Here is a 21,599-nt window from a genome sequence, read left to right as displayed (position 1 = left end):
CTCTACGACCTAATCCAAAATTGTTTGTGGAACTTTATTTCATTAAGCACAGTGGAATACCCTTCTTATGCCATAACAAAACAACCACTACCATATAATATATTAAAATCTATATTGCAATCCTAACGAAACAGACCTTCCAGGAAGAGCTCTCGCTCTTAAATAATTAGTTTGCCCTTCTACGATGGAGCCTTCTTCAGACTCAGTGATACCTAATGTGTCAAAAATATTATTTGCAGACACGTTTACATTTAAGTTTTTAGTTATACCCATGTTTACAAATCCGTTTACTATTACAAATCCAGGCATAATTAATTCATTAGTGTCTTGCGCATATGCTTTTGTTTGTCCTATAAAGCTTAATCCTATGGAATTTTGCTTTTCAACGCCAAAGTTATAAGAAGGTATCAAATTATAAATGAAATCTGGTTGTCTCCTAGGTTTATTTCCCTCGTTATCTCCTGACTCAAGAGTCGCATTAGTATATGTAATCGCACCTCTAACAGTTAAATCCTTCAACCTATATGAACCTTCTACCTCTACACCGAAGGATTTGTAATCATTATCAATAATTAGATCCGGATTTGTAGCCTCGAACCCTGCTTGTTCTGTAGTTGAAGAATAAAATCCTGTAACATAAATAGCACCATTATCAAATCCTTGCTTGTACCCCACTTCTGCCTGATTAAGGAAATCTAGAGCGTTGATTCTATCAGAATTTTGGTAGTCTAATCCCGAGAACAAAATACGATCTGCCTTTGCAGATGCTCCTCTACTATAACGTGCAAAAACAGCTTGTCTTTCTTGTAGTTTATAATTGACACCTAATGAATAAGAGAAGTAATCATAATTGTAATTTACATTTGTAGGAGCCGCGTTATCTACACTAAAAACCACTTGTTCTGGTGCTGAAATAACACCATCATTATTTATATCTATAGTAGATTCTACACCTCCTGAAAATGCTCCATCTACTTTACCATAATCGAATCTGACACTAGCATCAAAATTTAAACTTTCACTTGCCTCTAATGCAATATTTAAATATGGAGCAGAGACGTTGTATTGTGTATCATAATTTCTTGCAAGGTTACCCCAAAAAGGTGTTCCATAAGCATATAATCCATTTTCACTTAAAGGAGCGCCTGCAGGATCAAAAACGTTGATCAATCTAGCATTCTCCCCTTTTACTTCTTGTAGGTAAGAATTCCAACTCCAGTTCATTGAAACATTTTGAATGGATTTAAAGTAACCTAATGTTATGTCTAGGTTGTTGTATGATTTTGATAATTTAATATCATTCATGAAGTTATTAAAGTTTTCTAACTCAACATCAAACATATGAATACGCGCCACAAGACTATTTGCTCCTACTGGCGAACCATCCGTGAATTGTAACGTAGATCCAGCACCAAAAGAGTCAGCAATTAACGCACTTGTACCTACTTGCGATGGGAAAGGAGATACGAAAGCTCCACTGTTTGCAGAGAATCTACCGTTATTAGAAACTTTATAGCCATTTCCTAGATCAAACTTCGCTGCAATTCCTAAGGATGTAGACACGGGATGCATACCATCTGTAACATCACCTCGTGAAGGCTCACCATCAGGCCCTAATCGTAGGGTTTGCGTTAAATTAGGTGTATGTAGTGATCCGGTAGTAGCATCAAAATTAGGAGCATCTTCCCAAGTAGGGTTTGCATTGGTTCCTGAAACTTGAATAGGAGCTGGTAAATAAGCTATCGCTCTATCATTTAAATACTTACCATAAACCCTTACAGATCCATTTTCAAATTCTTTCATCAAGCTCAATTTAAATTGACCTCCATTATTTGCAGTAAACCCAGCATCTCTTATTCCTTCTCCTACTCTATAAAACCCACCAGCATGAATATATAAATTATCCGCAACCTCAGTTCCGTATGAAAAATCAGTTCTAAAAGAATCATAATTAGCTCCGAATGTAGTTCCTATGATACCACCTTCTGATTTTCCTGTTTTACTTATAATATTTATAATTCCACCAGGAGCATTTGAAGTTTGTGTAGATGCAGATCCACCACGAATAGCTTCAATACGAGCAACGTTAGCATCAAATCTTGTAAAAATATCTGCAGTAGCAAAAGACATGTCTCCATATAATAATACTGGAAGACCGTCTTCCTGAAGTTGAACGTATTTGGAACCACCTGAAGAAATAGGAACACCTCTTACAGATATATTTGAGTTTCCTTCACCTCCTGAAGACTCTGATCGTATACCTGGTATTGTTCTAAAAATCTCTGCAGTAGTTCTAGGTGCGCTTTGAGCAACTGTTTCCGTTTTCAATGTTGTAACAGAAACACTTGACTCAATTTTTGCTTTAGGATTTGTCACACCAGTAACTACTACTGCCTCTAGAGACTCCGCATTTTCCTTCATTACAAAATCAACAACAACATTGGATCCGCTAACACTTACAGTTTTAATAACTTTATCATATCCTAAACTCGTAGCTACAATAGTGTAATCTCCATTTGGGACGTTTGCAATGCTGTATTTACCATCAAAATCAGTCACAGCACCTTTGTTAGTCCCTTGAAGCACTAGATTCACACCAAGAAGTGTTTCGCCTTGGATATCTTTTGCAGTTCCAGAAATTGTCGATTGTGCGGTAGCAGTAACAGCTGCAAACAACAACGTCACTATAATACCCCATGTAGTTTTCTTAATATTCATTTTGAGTAAAATTTAATTATCAGTAAAAGTTGAGTTAATACTTTTTCGAAATTAGAACAAGAACAGAATTATTAATAAAAATTTTAACCGAAAACGTTTTCGGTTTTTTCGAAAACGTTTTCGATATTTACTTTTATTGTATTTTAGCTACTATATTTTTGATAAATTCATCATGAAACCAGTCACATTAAGAGAAATCGCTAATAAATTAAACATCTCCATAACCACTGTTTCAAAAGCTCTTAAAGATTATCCAGATGTAAGTCCTAAAACCAAATTTTTAGTAAAAGAACTTGCAAGCACACTGAATTACAAACCAAATGCGTTTGCTGTTAATTTGAGAACTAGGGAATCAAAAACTATAGGTCTTATTATACCCGTAATTGTACATCACTTTTTCTCTAATGTAATTAAAGGAATAGTTGCTCAAGCTGAAAAAAAAGGTTATTTGGTAATTATACTACAATCCAATGAATCTTATGAATTAGAGAAAAAACAAATTGACCTTTTAATGAATCAAAGAGTAGATGGTATTATCATTTCTCTTGCAAATGGTACTATTGAATACAAGCATTTGACTGATGTCATAAAGGCAAATACACCGCTAGTAATGTTTGATAAAATTGCTAAAATAGTTAATTGCTCAAAAGTAATTATTGATGATAGAAAAGCAGCGTATGATGCAACTCAACATCTTATAGATATAGGCTGTAGGCGAATTGCACATTTTCGAGGATCATTACTTCCTCAAAATTCTATAGATAGATTTCTAGGTTACCGAAAAGCTCTAGACGACAATGGAATCAAATATGATCCCTCATTGGTTTATATATGTGAATGTGATGATAATAGTTTTGAAGAAGGTAAAGAAAATGCAAGACTTCTCATGCAGGAGCACAACGATGTGGATGGTATTTTTATAAACACTGATTTAGTAGCCATAGGAGCTATATCTGAATTCAACGATGCAGGAATTAAAATTCCTGAAGACATTGCGATTGTAGGATTCAGTAATTGGTTCATGTCATCAATTATTTCTCCAACTTTAAGCACAATCGATCAACCTGGTGTAAAAATGGGAAAAGCCGCTTTTAAACAACTTTACAAAGAAATAAAATTGAAAAAAAGAAATAAACCTGTGGAGTATCAACAAATCGTATTAAAAACTAAATTGATTCAGCGAGATTCTACAAAACTTTAGATTTGATGTCAAGCTTTCGCGAAAGCATAATTGAAAATTTTGTGAATGTTTCCCAATACGTTTGTGTCGTTGTGCACACTATCAGTTAGCCTGCGTTTCTCTCGCTATCGCTCGTCGAATGCAAGAAAAACTGTAAGTTCTTTAAACTTCATAGCGTAATCAAGTAGTATTCCTGATTCTACCTAGGGCTTTTATTGAAACCTATTACTAATTGAATTAGTCTAGTCACTGTTGGTTTTGAGCTGGACTAGGATATGATGGAAGGTAGAAGCAAGACTACAGAATTAAAATCAGACTTAGCGTATGACTATCGCTCTTTAAACATAACCATCGCCTTTTTAGGTTTTAGGGTAATTAGTGGATTGTATTCTATCCTTTCTCTGGTAGGGACTAAATGATACTTACTTACTAGTTTGTTCAAAACCATTATCATTTCAAACATCGCAAAGTTGTTTCCTACACACATACGTGGTCCTGCTCCAAATGGAAAGTAGAAATTCCTGTATTCTTTTACTCTATCTGGATTGAAGCGTTCTGGTTTAAAATCATCAGGAGATTCCCATAAGTCTTCTCTACGGTGTAACTCATAAAACGAAATCAACCAATTGGTATTTTTATCAATTTTTATAGAACCGCACTCATCATCTTTAAGAGCTACGCGATCAGTTACATAAGCAGGTGGATACAATCTTAATGTTTCTTCAACACATTGTTTGGTAAATTGAGATCGCATTATCTGCGTCATCAAGTCTAATTCTTTATCAACATCTTGCAACGACTGTAAAACTAAATCTTGTGCATTTTGATGTTGGGCTAATAGTTCAGTAGCAAAGCTTAATGCATTTGCCGTTGTCTCGTGACCAGCAATAAACAAAACTAGTATTTCGTCTATGAGTTGCTCCTTACTCATATAGGAACCATCCTCATAGGTGCTGTGTAAAAGCATGTCTAATAGATCACCGAAATGCTTTTGACTAGTTTTACGATCATCAATTATATCTGAAAGCAATTGTCTAGCTTCATTAATAAGCTCAAGATGATAGGGAATACTTCCAGATCCAGACAACCATTCTCGTTTATAGTACCAAAGTAAAAAAGGCAATCTTAATTCCTTAATCAACATTTTTTGAGCCTTTTCAGTAATTTCCTGAAGCCTGTTGATCTTATCATCAATATCTTCAATATAAAAAAGAGTTTTGGCAACTACTTTAAACGCAAGATTATTGAAAATTTCAAAAACGTCTTGGGTCTCATTTGGTTTGATATTACCCAACTCTTTATCAACCACTTCTTCCATCTTGTTCATAAGAGTAGCGATTGATTTTTTGTAGAAAGCTGGTTGAATTAATTTACGATTGGCTTTCCATTGCTCACCGTTTGCCGTTAGCAATCCGTGACCTATGTACTTCCCTAAGTCTTTTGTTTGTAAAGTAGACTTATGAAAATTTTTTTGATTTTTTTGAAGCATGTACTGCGCAAGATCCTCGTCGCAAGTAAAATGAATGACCAATCCGGACTTCGGTTTTATCTTAAATGTTTTACCGTACTTTTTAAAGTTATAACGATGAAACGGCAAGGGATCCTTATAAATTTGTCTGGATTTGCTAAAAAACTCTATAAAAGGTACTTGTGGTATTTCCATGTTTTAGGTATCAAATAAGCCTCCTAGATTATTATGTCGGGTTTTACCCAAATGCTTATAGGCTAATTCAGTAACCTCTCGACCTCTTGGTGTTCTCATTATGAAACCTTGTTGAATGAGAAAAGGCTCGTATACTTCCTCAATCGTTTCGGCATTTTCAGATACCGCTGTAGCTAAGGTAGTTATTCCTACAGGACCACCTTTAAATTTTTCAATTAATGTTGTTAAAATCTTATTGTCCATTTCATCCAGTCCATGCGCATCAACATTCAGTGCCTTCAAGGAGAATTGTGAAATATTCAAATCAATAGAACCATTGCCTTTTATTTGTGCAAAATCCCTTACTCTACGTAACAATGCATTAGCAATTCTAGGTGTACCACGACTGCGACCAGCGATTTCAATAGCGGCATCTATATCAATTGGTACTTTTAAAATATGAGCGCTACGCGTTACAATCGTAGACAGTAACTCTGTAGTATAATACTGTAACCTAGATTGAATACCAAAGCGAGCTCTCATAGGAGCTGTAAGCAATCCTGACCTAGTAGTAGCACCAATTAATGTAAAGGGAGCAAGATTGATTTGAACAGTACGAGCATTAGGACCTGTTTCAATCATTATATCGATTTTATAATCCTCCATTGCACTGTATAAGTACTCCTCTACAATCGGACTTAATCTATGAATTTCATCAATAAATAAAACGTCACGCTCATCCAGATTAGTTAGTAAACCAGCTAGATCACCTGGCTTATCTAGCACAGGACCACTAGTAACCTTGATACCTACGCCTAATTCATTGGCTAGAATATGTGCCAAGGTCGTTTTTCCTAATCCAGGTGGACCATGAAATAAGGTATGATCTAATGCTTCACCACGAAGATTTGCGGCTTGAACAAATACCTTCAAATTCTCGAGCACTTGATCCTGACCTGCAAAATCATCAAAGGATAACGGTCTCAACGCACGTTCAATATCGTGCTCCTCATTGCTTAAATTTTCACTAGACGCGTCCAAATATTCATTCATATCTCAAAGATAAGTCCTACGATAATAGAAATAATAACAAAAGAAATGTTTGTGATAAATACGCTTTCACGAAAGCGAACATAATTATACACACTAAGAAAGCAGAAGTAGAATATACGACATAAAAAAAGCGCCTATAAGAGGCGCTTAATATTTTTGAAATAAATCCTAGTGATTCATTTCCTCTTCACCATCTTGAAGAGGTATGTGTTGAGGAGCATAATCCTGTCCAGGAATTACATACTCACCGTTTTCATTTACTTTACTGTAATCGTAAGCCCATCTATAAACATGCGGTATAGGACCATCCCAGTTACCATGAATATGCTTATCACCTGTTGTCCACTCTAAAGTGTTAGACTTCCATGGGTTTGCAGGAGCTTTCTTTCCGTAGAAAATAGACTTAACAAAATTGTACACGAAGAATAACTGTGCTAATGCTGTGAAAATAGCGAACCACGTTATCAACTTATTAGTATCAGCTAAATCATCGAAATATGGAAAGTTTGTATTTGTATAATAACGTCTTGGTAAACCAGCCATTCCAATAAAGTGCATTGGGAAGAATACTCCGTAAGCACCAATTGCAGTTAACCAAAAATGTGCATATCCAAGATTTTTATCCATCATGCGGTTGAACATTTTAGGGAACCAGTGGTAAACCCCAGCAAAAAGACCATACAACGCTGATATACCCATTACCAAGTGGAAGTGAGCAACAACAAAATATGTATCATGCACATTAATGTCCAACGTACTATCACCTAAAATAATACCTGTTAATCCACCTGTAATGAATGTAGAAACAAGACCGATGGAGAACAGCATCGCTGGATTCATCTGTAAGTTACCTTTCCATAACGTAGTGATGTAATTAAAGGCTTTTACAGCAGATGGAATCGCGATTAATAAGGTAGTAAAGGTAAATACCGAACCTAAGAAAGGATTCATACCTGATACGAACATGTGGTGACCCCATACAATAGTTGATAGGAAAGCAATTGCAAGTATAGACGCTACCATGGCACGATATCCAAAAATCGGTTTACGTGAATTAGTTGCAATAACCTCAGAAGTGATACCTAATGCAGGCAATAATACGATATATACTTCTGGGTGACCTAAGAACCAAAATAGGTGTTCAAAAAGCACAGGTGAACCACCTTGGTGTGCTAAAACCTCTCCTTTGATATAAATGTCTGATAAGAAAAATGAAGTACCAAAACTTCTATCCATGATTAATAACAAAGCAGCTGATAAAAGAACTGGGAATGATACTACACCAATAATTGCTGTCACGAAGAACGCCCATATAGTAAGAGGTAATCTAGTCATCGACATACCTTTAGTTCTCATGTTAATTACAGTAACAACATAATTCAAAGACCCTAAAAGTGATGAAGCAATGAAAATTGCCATAGAAACTAACCAAAGTGTCATACCAGCACCTGAACCTGGCATAGCTTCTTCTAATGCACTAAGAGGTGGATATATAGTCCATCCAGCAGCAGCTGGTCCTGTTTCAACAAATAATGAAGCAATCATTATTACTGAAGACAAGAAGAACAACCAATAAGAAACCATGTTTAAGAATCCAGATGCCATGTCACGAGCACCAATCTGTAGCGGTATTAAGAAATTCGAGAAAGTACCACTCAAACCTGCTGTAAGTACAAAGAATACCATAATTGTACCATGCAGCGTTACAAGTGCTAGATACATATTAGGATTCATTACACCACCTTCTGCCCATCTTTCACCTAAGAAAAGTGAAAACAAAGCATTAGGCTGCTCTGGATATGCCAATTGTATTCTGAATAGTATAGACATTGCTATACCTATTGCTCCCATAATCAAACCTGTAATAAGATATTGCTTTGCAATCATCTTATGGTCTTGAGAGAAGATATATTTAGTTACAAATGTTTCTTTATGATGGTGGTGTCCATCATCATGTGCATTTTCTGTTGAAACTGAAATAGCCTGTCCCATAATTTTAATTTTCAGCGTTTGCTAAAGTTGTTCCTATTGTTTTTTGTTCTGCAATCCATGCATCGAAGTCTTCCTTCTCTTCAACTACTATTTTCATTTGCATGTTGTAGTGTGAGGCACCACAAATCTTATTACAAAGTAAATAATACTCAAACTCGTATGGATCTAAAGCTACGTCGCCGTTAGCTTCTAATTCCTTACTTCTTTGTCGACGAATTTCATTAATCTTACTAACTTTTTCCGTCATAAACTCTGTACTCTTATATTCTTCAGAAGTTACAGTAGGAGTAAACTTAAATTGAGTAACCATTCCAGGAACCACATTCATCTGTGCTCTAAAATGTGGAAAGTATGCTGAGTGTAGAACATCCTGACTTCTAAACTTGAAAAGCACTGGACGATCCACAGGTAAGTGTAATTCCGTAGTTACTACGTCATCTTGACCATCGGCATCGGTAGGATCAACTCCTAATTGATTAGCACCTTCAATAAATCTAACATTTGCATCACCTAACGTATTGTCAGCACCGCTGTATCTAGCTTTCCAACCAAACTGGTAAGCATAAACCTCTACAACGATTGGATCATCATCCATGTTAGCGTCCATAATGTCATTCCATGAGAATAAACCCCATAAAATTAGTCCAGCAAGAACTACTACCGGAATTGCTGTCCAAATAAACTCTAAACGATCGTTATCGGCATAAAACAAGGCTTTTTGACCTTTTTTACCGTGGTATTTATAAGAAAAATAGTGTAATAAACCTTGGGTAAGCACCTGTACAATCATGATAATAATTGTAGAAGTAAATAAAAGGCTGTCATACTCAGTACCATGTTCAGATGCTGCATCAGGTAAGAAAAAATCATCATACGCAATAAAACATGCGATCATCATGATGTAAATACCGATACCAAAGTATAGCATGAACTGGCCATTACGTTTGTTATCTTCATCGTTAGCTATTTGAGCCTCGGCACCATTGGAACCAGATGAAGCTTTACCTAAACTAACAATCTTTGAAATTTGCCATGCTGAAACGGCAATTAAAGCTGCGATTAATATGATAAGAAATGCTGTCATTTCAATAGTTTTCTTTTGTTAAGTAGATTAATAATGGAAATGCTTACTCTCTTTTAAATAAGGATCTCCTTTGGCCAATAATGGTGCTTTAGAAATGGTGTTAAACACATAGAATAAGAAGATTCCACCAAACATTAGGAATGATCCTATTTCTGGTAAACCTATGAACCATGATGCACCTACTGTAGCAGGCATAACCATAACGTAAATATCTAAATAATGACCAACTAGTATAAATAAACCTGCTGTTACAACAAACCAGTTAATTCTCTTAAAGTCAGAATTCATAAGTATAAGCAATGGAAACAAGAAGTTAATTGCTACCATTCCAAAGAATACTAAGTTATAATCCTCTATACGAGTTACGTAATAAGTTACTTCCTCTGGAATATTAGAATACCAAATAAGCATAAACTGAGAGAACCATAAATATGTCCAGAAAATACTAACACCGAACATGAATTTAGCTAAATCATGTATGTGTGAGTCATTAACAAACTCCAAATATCCTTTTGACTTAAGATAAATTGTTACTAAAGCAATAGTGGTAATTCCAGAAACAAACATACTTGCAAAAACATACCAGCCAAACAATGTTGAGAACCAGTGTGGATCAAAACTCATGATCCAGTCCCATGACATTATTGATTCGGTTACAATGAAGAATACAAGAAATGCTGCACTGTGCTTAAAACCTTTTTTATACCATGCAATATCACCATCTTTTGCCTCATCTTGTTTTAATGAGAACTTACGAATGTTCCAACGATATAAATTCCATCCTATTAAGAATGCTGCAGCTCTTGCAAGGAAAAATGGAATATTTAAAAAGCCGGTTTTACCTTGAATAATCTCATCGTGTGCTACAACATCTTCATCCATCCATATAAAAATGTGGTTTAAATGAAATGCAGATATTAACAATAAAATAAACATGATGATTCCTCCAGGCAGTATATAACTACTGATACCTTCCATAACCCTAAACAACACAGGAGACCAACCAGCCTGAGCAGCTTTTTGAATAGCATAAAAGGCTAAAACACCTAAACCAATCATAAAGAAAAAGAATGCTGCAACATACACAGCAGACCAAGGTCTGTTAGTTAATTGGTGGTAAACATGCTCGGCATGTGACATTTCGTGAGATTCACCATGAGCTTCATCACCGTGTGATTCCTCACCATGAGTGTTATGATGATCATTCGTGGCATCCTCAAAATTTACTGTACTTGCTCCATGATGATCACCATGATGCTCGTTTTCCAGCATTTGTTCTACTTCTGCAAGATCTGCTGGACGGTTTATAAAACCAAACACAGTCATAATAAGACCTACTACAAACAGTATTCCTGCAAAAACTTTTAATTTACTTGATAGCGTATACATAAATATCTATTTACGGCCTTACTCGCCTTCAGTTGTTGTTGAATTGTTATCAGTATCGTTTGAATCAGCTTGCTGAGTTTCATCAGCAGGTGCTTCCATAACAGGAGCCTTACCAGCATCATCTCCATTTACAAATTCTCTTTTTTCCTCACCTTTAAGATCACGAGTAAGTGCATCAACATGATGAGCGATTTGCCATCTTTCCTCAATCGAGGTTTGTGAAGCATAGGATCCCATAGTGTTTATACCATAATACATAACATGGTATATAGAACCTTGAGTTATTTCTCTACTGTCATAACTAGGAACACCTAGGATCTTTTCATTCTTCACTAATATTCCTTTACCATTTCCACTTGTTCCGTGACATACAGCACAGTATATATCGTATAATTCTTTACCCTTTGCTAGGTTAGCCTCGGTATACGGTAATGGGTTATTTAAGTTCGCTTTCGCGGAAGCGTAACCTTCATTATTATTTTCATAATCATAAGGCATCCAACCTCTAGAAATCGTTCCTTCAACAGGTTTTTGGGCCTCTACATTACCAGGAAAAATTTCAGCCTCTTGGTAAGTTTCATACCCAGCTGACCTGTACATGTTTGGGAAATACTGAACAGAACGATCTGTTTTAGTACTTGTTTCGTTATCATTCATACAAGAAACCATAACAAGTCCCAATGCTGCGTAAATGAATGTTTTAAAAATTCTATTCATTAGTGCTCTTCTTTGTCGATTACTTTAATTTCTGTTGCTCCAGTGTCATACATAAAACGAGACATTTCTTCAATATCGCCTTTTACATCAACTTCCATAAGGAAATGATCATCTGTAGTTCTTACGTCTGGGTTTTCAGCCTTTTTAAATGGCCATAATCTACTTCTTAAGTAAAAAGTTATAACCATAAGGTGAGCTGCAAAAAATACCGTAAGTTCAAACATAATAGGTACAAATGCTGGCATATTTTCTAGATATGAAAAACTAGGTTTACCACCGATATTTTGTGGCCAGTCTTCTATCATAATATAGTTCATCATAGTAGTTGCTACCGCTAAACCTACTAATCCGTATAAGAATGCGTTAATCGCTAATCGCGTATCTGCTATTCCCATAGCTTTTTCAAGCCCGTGAACCGGAAAAGGAGTAAACACTTCCTCAATATGATAATGCTTTTCTCTTACTTGCTTAACTGCATTAAGCAAAACATCATCATCGGTATACATTACATGTAATTTCTTATTTGACGCTGCCATAATTATTATGCGTTAGGATGAGCTAAAGTGTCGCCAGAAGCATCACCGTGAGTTGTCGTTTGTTTGTTATCTCTAAGAGCTTTGTATTTACTACCACTTGCTTTAAGGATAGATTTTACCTCGGCTTGAGCTATTACTGGGAATGTTCTTGAGTACAATAAAAACAGTACAAAGAAGAATCCTATAGTACCGATGAAAATACCTGCATCAACAAATGTTGGTGAGAACATAGTCCATGATGAAGGTAAGTAGTCACGGTGTAGAGATGTAACAATAATCACAAAACGCTCAAACCACATCCCTATATTTACTACTATCGAGATAGCAAATGAGAAAAGAATACTAGTTCTTAACTTTTTGAACCACATAAACTGTGGAGAGAATACGTTACAAGTCATCATTGCCCAATAAGCCCATGCATACGGTCCTGTTGCTCTATTTAAGAAAGCATATTGTTCATACTCAACTCCTGAATACCAAGCGACGAATAACTCTGTTATATAAGCCACACCAACTATAGAACCTGTAATCATGATTACGATGTTCATAAGCTCAATGTGCTGTATTGTTATATAGTTTTCAAGATGGCAAACTTTTCTCATTACAATAAGAAGAGTATTTACCATAGCAAATCCAGAAAAGATCGCACCAGCAACAAAGTATGGAGGGAAGATAGTCGTGTGCCATCCTGGAATTACCGATGTAGCAAAGTCAAACGATACAATAGTGTGTACTGAAAGTACCAGCGGAGTCGCTAGACCAGCTAGCACTAACGATACTTCTTCAAATCGTTGCCAGTCCTTTGCTCTACCAGACCAACCAAATGACAGTAAACTGTATATTTTCTTATTGAAAGGAGTTATTGCTCTATCTCTAAGCATTGCAAAGTCAGGAAGTAAACCTGTCCACCAGAAAACTAATGAAACCGATAAATAAGTTGAAATTGCAAATACATCCCAAAGTAATGGAGAGTTAAAGTTAACCCATAAAGAACCAAATTGATTAGGAATAGGTAAAACCCAGTATGCTAACCATGGTCTACCCATGTGAATAATCGGGAATAAACCAGCTTGTATTACCGAGAATATCGTCATTGCCTCCGCAGAACGGTTAATCGCCATTCTCCATTTTTGACGGAATAATAAAAGTACTGCCGAAATCAAGGTACCTGCGTGACCAATACCTACCCACCAAACAAAGTTGGTGATATCCCATGCCCAACCAATAGTTTTATTTAGTCCCCATACACCGATACCTGTAGCAACCGTATATGTGATACAACCTAATCCGTAAAGGAAAGCAATAAGGGAAATGGTAAACACTAACCACCACTGCTTATTTGCGACACCTTCAACTGGTGCTGCAATGTCTCGAGTAACGTCGGTATAGGTTTTATCACCGGTTACTAGAGGTCTTCTTATGGGCGCTTCATAATGAGCCATACTATCTAGAATAAATTTCTTAGTTAATTATACGTTTCTCACTTTAACCTGATACATCACATTAGGTTCAGTTCCTACTTCTTCTAATAAGTGATACATACGGTCTTGTTGCTTTACTTTAAATATCTCAGAATCCTTGTCATTGATATCTCCGAATGTAATGGCTCCATCAGAACAAGCATTTGAACATGCCGTAGCAAATTCACCATCTTTAACTGGTCTACCATCTTTCTTAGCCTCAAGGATTGTCATTTGAGTCATTTGTATACATAGAGAACACTTCTCCATTACACCACGAGATCTAACGGTTACATCTGGATTAATTACCATACGACCTAAATCATTATTCATGTGGTAATCAAATTCATCATTTCCATTATATAAGAACCAGTTAAATCTACGTACCTTATAAGGACAGTTGTTTGCACAGTATCTTGTTCCTACACAACGGTTGTATGCCATATGGTTTTGACCTTGACGACCGTGAGAAGAAGCAGCCACAGGACAAACAGTTTCACAAGGTGCGTGATTACAGTGCTGACACATCACCGGCTGAAATGCTACTTGTGGATTGTCTGCTGGAATTTCTAATTCACCAAATCCTCCTAAAGAACCATTATCTCCAAATAATCCTTCAAACCCGTCTTTTTTAGACTCATCTCCTTCAAAGCTTTCAGTGGAAGAATAATATCTATCAATTCTTAACCAATGCATGTCACGAGATTTTCTAACCTCGGTTTTTCCTACAACTGGCACGTTATTTTCAGCATGACAAGCTATTACACATGCACCACAACCAGTACACGCATTTAAGTCAATAGACATATTAAAATGATGCCCTACTGATCTGTCAAAACTTTCCCATAAATCAACATCAGGAGACGTAACTGGTGTCTCGATATGATTTAACGAAACTTCAGGCATAGGATTGAACTCATCCTTGTTACCCGTTTTATAGGTAGCTAAATCTGTTTCCCTGATGATATCACGACCCATCATCGTGTTTTGTAATTGCGTACAAGCAAATTCATGAATACCATCAGCAAGAGCTACGCTAGCAGACTGCACGTTTAAGCCATCTTTATAAAATGGATAAGCGTTTACACCTGTTTGCATTTCCTCCTGTATAGCCTCTTTCTTACCGTAACCTAGAGCTACACCGATAGTTCCCGGAGCTTGACCTGGCTGGATAAGTGCTGGAAGCTTTTCAGTCTTTCCATTAACCGTTACATTAACATAACTACCATCAAGCGCACCATTTGCTACGTTATAGTTTTCTATACCCAATGATTCAGCATCTTTTTGAGAAATAGTAACGTAGTTATCCCAAGTCGTACGAGTAATAGGATCAGGTAATTCTTGCAACCATGGATTATTTGCCATGGTTCCATCACCTAGACCAGCTTTTGTATATAAAACAAGTTCATAGTCACTAGGTTGTTTAGCCGCGCTTAACTTACTTAAAGCTGAAGCTGCGCTTACTGTAGAAGAAACTGGAGCATCAACTTCTCCTTCTTCTACAACAGGACCAGAATAAGCGTAAAAACCATCATGTAAAGATTGGTTCCAACTAGCTCCATTTGTAGAAGCTGTTTCCTTCACTAAATCACTGTAACTACTCGTTGATCCAGCCCAAACAAGAAGAGAATCTTCCGCTTGTCTAGTATCAAACAATGTATTAATCGTAGGCTGTGTTAAATACACATACCCCTTTTTTATTTCAGTATCACCCCATGCTTCTAAGTAATGAGGAGTTGCTGCTACATAATCACTTTTAACAGCAGTGGCATCAGCACGTGTTGCTAATGATATCTTAGTAGATACTTTTGTTAACGCTTTCGCGAAAGCGTCATTATCATCATAACTATAAACAGGATCAACATCTGCAAATATCACAACACCCACTTGACCTGCATTCATTCTAGAAACCAAACCTTTAACAGCTTTTCTGTTTCCTTGACGCGTCATAATAGGCGCTTTAACATCTGCAATCGAACTTGCTAAAGCCTCATTTATCTCAAGCGTAAGAAGCTGTGCTTCCATACTAGGCAAACCACAAAGAACTACAGCTTTACTACCAGCTCTTTTTAAACTAATTGCAGCTTGCTCAACAGCCTTCGACAGCTTATCAGAAAGCTTTGGACTAGGTCCGCCAACAATCTTACTATACAAAGCAGCAATGATGTGCTTCTGTTCAGTTGGAGTTACAGGGAAACGTCTGTCAGCATTTGCTCCAGAAAGCGACATATTAGACTCAAACTGAATGTGCTGTGACATCTTACCGTTTTTAGGAACACGTGACTGCCCATAGCCTTTATTAAAACCACCACCTTGCCAATCACCAACAAAATCTGCACCAACGGAAACTATAGAAACAGCATCGGTGAAATTATAATCAGTAAGCGCTCTTACGCCGTACTTTGCATTAAATGCATCTAGCGCTGCGTCCTCACTTACCGTATCATAAACGGTAATAGTTGTGGTAGGATAAGCTTCTTTAAACTTCGAAATCACTTTGTTGTACGTAGGACTTGCAAAAGTTCTAGACAAAATCGCAATCTCTTTACCAGCAACACCTGCTAACTTTTCTTTTACTTGACGATCAAGCTGAGACCACTCAACTTGCTCACCATTTGCAGTAGGATACTGCAACCTATTAGTATCATATAAGGAAAGAACAGAAGCATGAGCTCTAGCACTAGCACTACCACGGAAGGCAGCATCTTTATTATTTTCAACTTTAATAGGACGCCCTTCCCTAGTCTTAATTAAAACACTTGCGAAGTCGTAACCGTTTGCTATGGTTGTTGCATAATAATTAGCCATACCAGGAATAATCCTTTCAGGCTGATTAACGTATGGTACCGAATTAACTACAGGACCTTCACATGCAGCAAGTGATGCTGCTGCTGTACTAAAACCAACATACTTTAAAAAGTCACGTCTAGAAGTACTTGAAGACTCCATAGCCTCATCATTACCTAAGAACTCATCTGTAGGTATCGGACTAGCGAATTCGTTTTGCTCTAAGCTTTGGATAATTTCATTATCATCCTGAAGCTGTGCTGTACTTTTCCAATATTTCTTTGTAGTAGCCATATATCTCTATAACTATTTTATTAATAGTGGCATTTACCACATTCAAGTCCACCAAGATCAGCGATAGTCAATTGACGTCCACCTCTTTTCTCAGACAACTCTTTATGAATTTGCTCGTAGTATCCATTTCCTTTAAGATCTACGTTTGTTTCTCTGTGACAGTTAATACACCATCCCATAGTTAATGGAGAATACTGATACATAACTTCCATTTCCTCTACAGGACCGTGACAAGTTTGACATTCTATCTTACCTGCCGTAACGTGTTGCGCGTGATTAAAATAAGCAAGATCTGGAAGATTGTGTATTCTTACCCAACGCACTGGCTCACCTTCACCTGCATACTTCATTTCATCTGGATTCCAACCAGTTGCCTTGTATAGCTTCTGAATTTCTTTATTGTAATCAATACCATACTCATTCATACCTTCTTGATACGTCTCTTCAGAAACCTCGGCAATAGACTTGTGACAATTCATACAAACATTCAAAGAAGGAATACCTGAATGCTTTGACTCTCTTGCACTAGAGTGACAATATTTACAATCAATTTGATTTGTTCCTGCATGGATTCTATGCGAATAATGAATAGGTTGAACTGGCGCATAACCTTGATCAACACCAACACTCATCATTGCTCCATAAACAAAATACAGGCTTGCAAACAATAAGACAATTGATGTAACAAGAACTAAGAATTGATTTTCAACGAAAGCTTTCCATATAGGCTTTCTATCCAATTCTTCCTCATCAATGATTTCTGTCTGGATACCATTAGCTTCAGCAAAACGCTTAAGCGTTTTATTCACCACTACAAGCAACACTACAAGCAACAATAACACTATAGCTAAAGCAGCCAATATAATATTGTTTGTCATGGAGTTATCACCACCTGCCACTGCACCACCTTGCTGAGCACCTGCCACAGCACCAGCAGCTTTCTCTGGCTTTGGAGTATCTGTATAAGCAAGAATATTATCTATATCCTGAGTAGAAAGACCAGGAAAAGCATTCATGTTTTGTTGTCCCCACTCGTTGTAAAGTGCAACCGCTTGCGGATCACCACTAGCTATAAGCGCTGCAGAGTTGTTTATCCATTTATACAACCATTCTCTGTCATACTTTTCAGAAACACCGTTAAGCGCAGGACCTACTGCTTTTTTGTACAGCTTGTGACATGCAGCACAATTAGCATTAAAAAGCTCTTTACCCTTGGCCGCATCTGCTCCACTAGCCTGAGCTGCTGCCGGTTCACCTGCACTTGCGTCATCTTGAGCCATCGCTGTTGTTGAGAACAACACAATTGCGAGGGCTAGGACAAATCGCCATGCAGAAAAATGCAATTTTTTGTTTATCATTTCGTTATTGATTATTACAATAAATTTGGCATAATTATTTCAGTTATTCACTGAATTTAAGCTCCTGCAAAAATAGGTTATAAAAGGTTTATTTTTGCATGAGTGAAATTGACTAAAATAATTTATAATCTGTCTAAATAAAGATATCGATAGAATCTATATCCCTTTATTTACTAAGTACTGGTCGGAATGAAAAAATTAATCTTACCAATTGTTTTTATAGCATTTAGTATAAACTCAATTGCACAAAACAACACACAAGTAGAAGAAACTACTGTGAATGAATTATTTGCAAAAAAGGTAGCCCTAGAAAAGGATGGTAAATTTAAGGACAGGTTTACTATACAACTTATCTACGGAGGTCGAGAAGTAGCTACAAAAACTAAGGCTAAATATGATAACTTAAATCTTTCTTGGCCCAGTGAATTAAAATGGGAATCACCTAATCATAAAGTTTGGATTGGCAAATTCAGAAATCGACTGGAAGCAGATCGTGCACTTTTAGAAATTCGTGAGCACTTCCCAGATGCCTTTATACTTAAACCTCAGAGTTAACATTATTTAATTGAATGTATTAATGCCAGATCTCATTTTATTGATTCTGGCATTTTTTTATGCTTTCGCGAAAGCGTAGATAAAGAAGTCACAATAAAAAAGCCACCTTAATAAGGTGGCTTTTTATTATTAGTATGTAATTATATTACATTACTTTTTCAAGTTGATCTCAACACGACGGTTTTGAGCTCTACCAGCTTTAGTATTGTTTGAAGCAATCGGTTTAGTTTCACCGTAACCCATTGCACTCAATCTAAATTCTTGGATACCGTTTTGAACTAAGTATTCTTTAACAGAAAGCGCTCTGTCATTCGATAACCTTTGATTAAAGCTGTCAGAACCTCTACTATCAGTATGACCATCGATAGAGAATTTTGCATCTGGATATTTCTTTAAGATTGAAATAATGTCTGCTAGCACTTCTTCAGATTGCTTTTTGATAGAAGCTTTAGCCGTATCAAAAAGAATAGTCTTAGCATATTCGTTTAATTGTGCTTGCTCTTGTTGAGTAGGTACCGCAGGCTTAGGACAACCTTGCATTTCCTTAACACCTGGAGTTTTAGGACACTTGTCTTCAGAATCTTTTATACCATCTCCATCAGTATCAGGACATCCGTTGAATGCAGCAAGACCTTTTACATTTGGACAATCATCTGCGCTATCTTTTATACCATCTCCATCAGCATCAGGACAACCCATTAAAGCTACAAGACCTGCAGTTTCAGGACACTGATCGTCTTTATCAAGAACACCATCTCCATCAGTATCAGGACATCCTTGATTTTCAGCTGGTCCAGCATTATTAGGACAAACATCTTCACTGTCTTGGATACCATCACCGTCAGAATCTGGACAACCCATGAACTCTTCTAATCCTGGAGTTTCTGGACACTTATCATTATTATCAGTTATACCATCTCCGTCTGTATCAACAGCACCCCAAATGAATTTCACACCAGCAGAGTGTTGCCAGTGCTTAGGAAGACCATCTTCAAACGAATGCTTATAGATAGTATTAACATTGAATAAAACATTCTCCATCAATTTAATATCAAATCCGGCTGTACCGTTAAATGTTCCAAACCCATCTTCTTCTAACCATTGGTATGAACCACCTACTCCTAAATAAGGATTAAAAACATCAGATCCATTCCATATCTCACGTAAGTTGTAGCGTAAACCACCATCAAGAGCTACATATGATAGCTCTTCAATTTTAGTATCACCTGCTTGATCTATCCTGTTTAAAGAGAAAGCTCCAGTAGCGACAATACCATCACCTACATAGTATCCTAATTCAAAACGACTAGGTGCAGGCATAAGGTTATAATGATCTACATTAAAAAACTGATCAAAATAATCTCCTAGACCTTGATCTTTTTCTCCTACAGGATACAAATCGATAGCATTTACTCCTATAGAGAAAGACCATCTATTTGAGGCATCCTGAGCGTTTACAAACGCCGCAGAAACTAAGGCAGCTCCTACAACAACATATTTTAGTATTTTCTTCATGTTGGGGTTATTATTAAATTATTTATGGACAAAATTAACGGCTTACTCACTTTTTACAAGTTTTTTCCGATATATTTTACACAAATTCAGACTTTTTGTCAAAATTTTAATGTTTAATTATATAATACCTAACTCTTTACCGACTTTTTCAAAGGCTTTAAGAGCTTTATCTAGGTGAATTTGATCATGAGCCGCACTTAATTGTACTCTTATTCGTGCTTTTTCTTTTGGAACTACAGGATAAAAGAACCCTATTACATAGATACCTTCTTTTAATAGTGCATCAGCCATATTTTGTGAAAGTTGTGCATCGTATAACATAACCGGAACAATTGCACTATCTCCATCTATTATATCAAAACCTAAATCTTGAAGACCTTTTTTGAAATAAGCTGTATTGCTTTGCACTTTATCTATTAAAGCAGTACTAGAGTCTATTAACTCCAAAGCTTTAATACTTGCTCCCACAATTGATGGGGCTAATGAATTACTGAATAGATATGGTCTAGATCGTTGTCTAAGGATTTCAATAATTTCCTTTTTGGCACAAGTATATCCACCCATAGCACCACCTAAAGCTTTTCCTAAGGTTCCTGTGATAATATCAACGCGACCTAAAACACCTTTTGCCTCAAGCGTACCTCTTCCTGTATCTCCCAAGAATCCAGCTGCATGACACTCATCAACCATGACAAGAGCATCGTATTTATCAGCTAAATCACATATTTCATCAAGAGGAGCTAGCAATCCATCCATCGAAAAAACACCATCTGTAACAATCACCTTAAAACGAGCCCCATCTTCATTTGCTTGAATCAGTTGTTTTTCAAGATCTGACATATCACCACTGGCGTACCTATACCTACCTGCTTTACACAATCTAACACCATCAATTATTGATGCATGATTTAAAGAATCAGAAATAATTGCATCCTCTTTTGTGAGTAAGGGTTCAAAAACACCACCATTGGCGTCAAAACAAGCCGCATACAATATAGTATCTTCTGCTCCATAAAAATCTGCTAACTTCTGTTCCAGTTCTTTATGAATATCTTGAGTTCCACATATAAATCTTACTGAGCTCATTCCAAACCCATGAGAATCCAATGATTTTTTTGCTGCCTCAACCACTTCGGGATGAGATGACAGTCCCAAATAGTTATTGGCGCAGAAGTTAATCACCTCACTACCGTCATTCAATGTTATTACCGCATCTTGAGGAGAAGTTATTATACGTTCCCTTTTATATAATCCGGCCTCTTTAATTTCGGCGATTTCTTTTTGTAAATGTTCTTTAATTGATCCGTACATAAACTTAA

General features: G+C 36.6%; 15 protein-coding genes. 2 read left to right on the top strand and 13 right to left on the bottom strand.

What is annotated here, in order from left to right; all coding sequences use genetic code 11:
• Positions 1-102 precede the first annotated feature (102 nt).
• The gene (locus BST93_RS02975; RefSeq protein WP_105018018.1) at positions 103-2,718 is read right to left on the bottom strand and encodes a TonB-dependent receptor; all 2,616 of its coding nucleotides are present in this window, start codon (positions 2,716-2,718) and stop codon (positions 103-105) included.
• 172 nt (positions 2,719-2,890) lie between these two features.
• Between BST93_RS02975 and BST93_RS02970 the strand changes: the two genes are divergently transcribed.
• Entirely contained in the window at positions 2,891-3,919 is a 1,029-nt protein-coding gene (locus BST93_RS02970; protein WP_105018017.1) for a LacI family DNA-binding transcriptional regulator, read from the top strand.
• A 307-nt stretch (positions 3,920-4,226) separates the two neighbouring features.
• Here BST93_RS02970 and BST93_RS02965 read toward each other — a convergent pair whose 3' ends face one another.
• The 10 genes from BST93_RS02965 to BST93_RS02920 form a co-directional block, all read right to left on the bottom strand.
• Entirely contained in the window at positions 4,227-5,561 is a 1,335-nt protein-coding gene (locus tag BST93_RS02965; protein WP_105018016.1) for a cytochrome P450, read from the bottom strand.
• A gap of 3 nt (positions 5,562-5,564) precedes the next feature.
• Entirely contained in the window at positions 5,565-6,593 is a 1,029-nt protein-coding gene (ruvB, locus tag BST93_RS02960; RefSeq protein ID WP_105018015.1) for a Holliday junction branch migration DNA helicase RuvB, read from the bottom strand.
• 168 nt (positions 6,594-6,761) lie between these two features.
• On the bottom strand, positions 6,762-8,585 hold the full coding sequence (locus BST93_RS02955; protein WP_060523684.1) for a cytochrome c oxidase subunit I: 1,824 nt from the start codon (positions 8,583-8,585) through the stop codon (positions 6,762-6,764).
• 4 nt (positions 8,586-8,589) lie between these two features.
• Positions 8,590-9,669, bottom strand: coding sequence for a cytochrome c oxidase subunit II (locus BST93_RS02950; protein ID WP_042279518.1), 1,080 nt, complete (start codon positions 9,667-9,669; stop codon positions 8,590-8,592).
• A gap of 27 nt (positions 9,670-9,696) precedes the next feature.
• Positions 9,697-11,058 (bottom strand): quinol:cytochrome C oxidoreductase, encoded by a 1,362-nt coding sequence (locus tag BST93_RS02945; protein ID WP_105018014.1) that lies wholly within the window; start codon positions 11,056-11,058, stop codon positions 9,697-9,699.
• Between the two features lie 18 nt (positions 11,059-11,076).
• On the bottom strand, positions 11,077-11,775 hold the full coding sequence (locus BST93_RS02940; RefSeq protein ID WP_060523680.1) for a c-type cytochrome: 699 nt from the start codon (positions 11,773-11,775) through the stop codon (positions 11,077-11,079).
• Complete coding sequence (locus tag BST93_RS02935) at positions 11,775-12,311, bottom strand: DUF3341 domain-containing protein (RefSeq protein WP_042279511.1); 537 nt, start codon at positions 12,309-12,311, stop codon at positions 11,775-11,777. The genes BST93_RS02940 and BST93_RS02935 overlap by 1 nt, the downstream gene beginning before the upstream one ends.
• Before the next feature lie 5 nt (positions 12,312-12,316).
• A complete protein-coding gene (nrfD, locus tag BST93_RS02930) occupies positions 12,317-13,753 on the bottom strand; it encodes an NrfD/PsrC family molybdoenzyme membrane anchor subunit (RefSeq protein ID WP_042279509.1) in 1,437 nt (478 codons plus the stop codon).
• Positions 13,754-13,780: 27 nt separating this feature from the next.
• Positions 13,781-16,852 carry a TAT-variant-translocated molybdopterin oxidoreductase gene (locus BST93_RS02925; protein ID WP_105018013.1) on the bottom strand — a complete coding sequence of 1,024 codons (3,072 nt, stop codon included), beginning with the start codon at positions 16,850-16,852 and terminating at the stop codon, positions 13,781-13,783.
• 20 nt (positions 16,853-16,872) lie between these two features.
• Complete coding sequence (locus tag BST93_RS02920) at positions 16,873-18,210, bottom strand: c-type cytochrome (RefSeq protein WP_105018012.1); 1,338 nt, start codon at positions 18,208-18,210, stop codon at positions 16,873-16,875.
• Between the two features lie 189 nt (positions 18,211-18,399).
• Between BST93_RS02920 and BST93_RS02915 the strand changes: the two genes are divergently transcribed.
• Positions 18,400-18,765, top strand: coding sequence for a translation initiation factor IF-2 (locus BST93_RS02915; protein WP_042277213.1), 366 nt, complete (start codon positions 18,400-18,402; stop codon positions 18,763-18,765).
• A gap of 150 nt (positions 18,766-18,915) precedes the next feature.
• Here BST93_RS02915 and BST93_RS02910 read toward each other — a convergent pair whose 3' ends face one another.
• Entirely contained in the window at positions 18,916-20,280 is a 1,365-nt protein-coding gene (locus BST93_RS02910; protein ID WP_060523670.1) for an OmpA family protein, read from the bottom strand.
• Positions 20,281-20,397: 117 nt separating this feature from the next.
• The gene (gene kbl, locus BST93_RS02905; RefSeq protein WP_042277207.1) at positions 20,398-21,591 is read right to left on the bottom strand and encodes a glycine C-acetyltransferase; all 1,194 of its coding nucleotides are present in this window, start codon (positions 21,589-21,591) and stop codon (positions 20,398-20,400) included.
• Positions 21,592-21,599: the final 8 nt, after the last annotated feature.

It is taken from the genome of Nonlabens tegetincola (assembly GCF_002954355.1).
GTDB classification, from domain to species: Bacteria; Bacteroidota; Bacteroidia; order Flavobacteriales; family Flavobacteriaceae; genus Nonlabens; species Nonlabens tegetincola.
The sequence above is the reverse complement of the archived record's forward strand: the minus strand, read 5'-3'. Positions and strand labels throughout refer to the sequence as shown.